Consider the following 2,816-nt stretch of genomic DNA (forward strand, 5'->3'; position numbering starts at 1 on the left):
AGCCGCAGCAGGGCCGTCCGGCCCCGGCGGGCGCGGCCGGTGCCTTCGGCGGCCAGGCGCCCGGTGGGCCGCAGGCTCCGCAGGCGACCGGGCCGGGTGCCCCGCAGGGCTTCGGCGACGGCCGGCGGCAGGACGTCTTCGGTGGCGGCGCCCGCGGTGCCGTACCCCCGCAGCGGGCGAACGGCAGCGAGCAGGGCCGGCAGCCCCAGCTGCCGCCGCGCGGCGGTGCGCGCCCCGAGCTGCCGGGTGGCAACGGGCCGTCCCGTACGCAGGGCTGGGGCGACGAGAACGCGGGCGGCCGGGCCGCCCTGGACGCACCGCGCGGCCACGACGAGCAGGACGCGGCGCAGACCTCCCGGATGCCTCGGTTCGACGGGCGCCAGGGGCCGGGCTCGACGACGGAGATGCCCCGGATCGACGACCGGCAGGGGCCGGGCTCGACCGCGGAGTTCCCCCGTCCCGACTTCGACGCCCCGCACCCGGGCGCGGGCGACGCGCAGCACACGGGCCAGTTCGTCCGTCCGGACGTCTTCGGTACGTCCGGGCAGGGCACTCCGTCCCAGACGGGTCAGTTCGCGGCCCCGCAGGCGTACGACAACGGCTCCACGGGCCAGTTCGCCGCCCAGCAGGGCTACGGCAACGGCTCCACGGGCCAGTTCGCCCAGCCGGGCCACCAGGACCCCGCGTCCACGGGCCACTTCGCCCAGCCGGGACATCAGAACCCCGCGTCCACCGGGCAGTTCGCCCAGCCAGGACATCAGAACCCCGCATCCACCGGGCAGTTCGAGCGGCCGGGCCACCAGGACCCCGCGTCCACCGGGCAGTTCGAGCGGCCGCAGCCGGGCGGTCCCGCCGACTTCGGCGGCCTGCGCGGCCCTGCCGCCCAGCAGCCGCGGCAGCGGCCCGTCCGTCCGGAACAGGGCGGCGCGGGTACCCCGCAGCAGCGGCCCGACGACGGCTGGGCCCTGCCGCCGGCCCCCGGTCCCGGCGACGGCCGTACGCCGCTGTACGACACCCTGGAAACCAACTGGTTCCACGGTGGTGGCCAGCAGCAGGGCGGCGAGCCGGCTCCGGCCGCGCAGCAGCCGCAGGCACCCACTCCCCAGCCGCAGGCCCCCACTCCCCAGCGGAACACCGCCCCCGCCTGGCGCAACTCGCCGAACGACGACCTCGTCCGGCAGGCCGAGCGGGTCAGGCAGCCGGCCTCGGGCGGGGTCACCACCTCCGGCCTGCCGCGCCGGGTGCCCCGGGCGAACCTCGTCCCGGGCACGGCTCAGCAGCAACAGCACCAGAGCGGTCCGCAGGTCTCGCGTGCGCCTGACGACGTACGCGGCCGGCTGACCAATCTCCGTCGGGGCATCGCGCAGGGTCGTCAGGCCGGCCACGGCCAGACGGGCAGCTTCCCCACTCACCAGCAGGAGCGTTAGTTGAGCCAGATGAGCCAGGCGGCACAGAACCTCAACTGGTTGATCACCAACTTCGTGGACAACACCCCCGGGGTGTCCCACACCGTCGTGGTGTCGGCCGACGGACTGCTTCTGGCGATGTCCGAAGGGTTCCCGCGCGACCGCGCCGACCAGCTCGCGGCCGTCGCCTCCGGTCTGACCTCGCTGACCTCCGGGGCCTCCCGGATCTTCGAGGGCGGCACTGTGGCGCAGACGGTCGTGGAGATGGAGCGCGGCTTCCTCTTCCTGATGTCCGTGTCGGACGGGTCGTCGCTCGCGGTCCTGTCCCACCCCGAGTGCGACATCGGCCTCGTCGGTTACGAGATGGCACTGCTCGTCGACCGTGCAGGGGCGGTCCTCACCCCCGACCTGCGCGCCGAACTACAGGGCAGTCTGCTGCACTGACCGGCTCCGGCACCACCCACCTCACCAAATCACCGTCCGGCCGCCACAATCCCCCCACCGGCCCTGTCAGACGGCTTGACTGACCGACTTGCTGTCCCGCCCGGAGGATTCATGACCCCGCCCCCCGCCTCTCATGATCCGTACGCAGAGCCGTACGGGGACGAGGGCGACCAGCCGCTGGTACGTCCGTATGCGATGACCGGCGGCCGGACCCGGCCGCGCTACCAGCTCGCCATCGAGGCGCTGGTCAGCACCACGGCCGACCCGGCAGCGCTGATGGGACTGCTCCCGGAACACCAGCGGATCTGTCACCTGTGCCGTGAGGTGAAATCCGTCGCCGAGGTGTCGGCGCTTCTCGCCATGCCGCTGGGCGTGGCACGAATCCTTGTCGCGGACCTTGCCGAGGCCGGTCTGGTGGCCATCCACCAGCCGGGCGGCGACGAGAACAACGGTGGCGCACCGGACGTGACGCTGCTCGAAAGGGTGCTCAGTGGACTTCGCAAGCTCTGACGCGGGCCGGGCGACCACCTCCGCAAAGATCGTGGTGGCGGGTGGCTTCGGCGTGGGCAAGACCACGTTCGTGGGCGCCGTCTCGGAGATCAACCCGCTGCGCACGGAGGCCGTCATGACGTCCGCTTCGGCGGGCATCGACGACCTCACCCACACCGGGGACAAGACCACCACCACGGTGGCCATGGACTTCGGCCGCATCACGCTCGACCAGGACCTGATCCTCTACCTGTTCGGCACGCCCGGCCAGGACCGGTTCTGGTTCATGTGGGACGACCTGGTCCGCGGCGCCATCGGCGCCATCGTCCTGGTCGACACCCGGCGCCTGGCCGACTGCTTCCCGGCGGTCGACTACTTCGAGAACAGCGGCCTGCCGTTCGTCATCGCCCTCAACGGCTTCGACGGCCAGCAGCCGTACAACCCGGACGAGGTCCGCGAGGCCCTGCAGATCGGTCC

The 2,816-nt window shown here is 73.0% G+C and carries 3 protein-coding genes and 1 pseudogene; all 4 read left to right on the top strand.

What is annotated here, in order from left to right; all coding sequences use genetic code 11:
• Nucleotides 1-1,427: pseudogene (locus tag RH94_RS13020) on the top strand (nitrate- and nitrite sensing domain-containing protein); the annotation flags it as partial.
• Nucleotides 1,428-1,436: 9 nt separating this feature from the next.
• Nucleotides 1,437-1,850, top strand: a complete 414-nt coding sequence (locus tag RH94_RS13025; RefSeq protein WP_073947771.1) for a roadblock/LC7 domain-containing protein — start codon at nt 1,437-1,439, stop codon at nt 1,848-1,850.
• Between the two features lie 111 nt (nt 1,851-1,961).
• Nucleotides 1,962-2,360 (top strand): DUF742 domain-containing protein, encoded by a 399-nt coding sequence (locus RH94_RS13030; protein ID WP_073947770.1) that lies wholly within the window; start codon nt 1,962-1,964, stop codon nt 2,358-2,360.
• Nucleotides 2,341-2,816: GTP-binding protein (locus tag RH94_RS13035; protein ID WP_073947772.1), on the top strand; the 476-nt coding region annotated here is incomplete at its 3' end. The genes RH94_RS13030 and RH94_RS13035, both read left to right, overlap by 20 nt.

The sequence above is a fragment of the Streptomyces kebangsaanensis genome (assembly GCF_001906585.1).
In the GTDB taxonomy this organism is placed as follows: domain Bacteria; phylum Actinomycetota; class Actinomycetes; order Streptomycetales; family Streptomycetaceae; genus Streptomyces; species Streptomyces kebangsaanensis.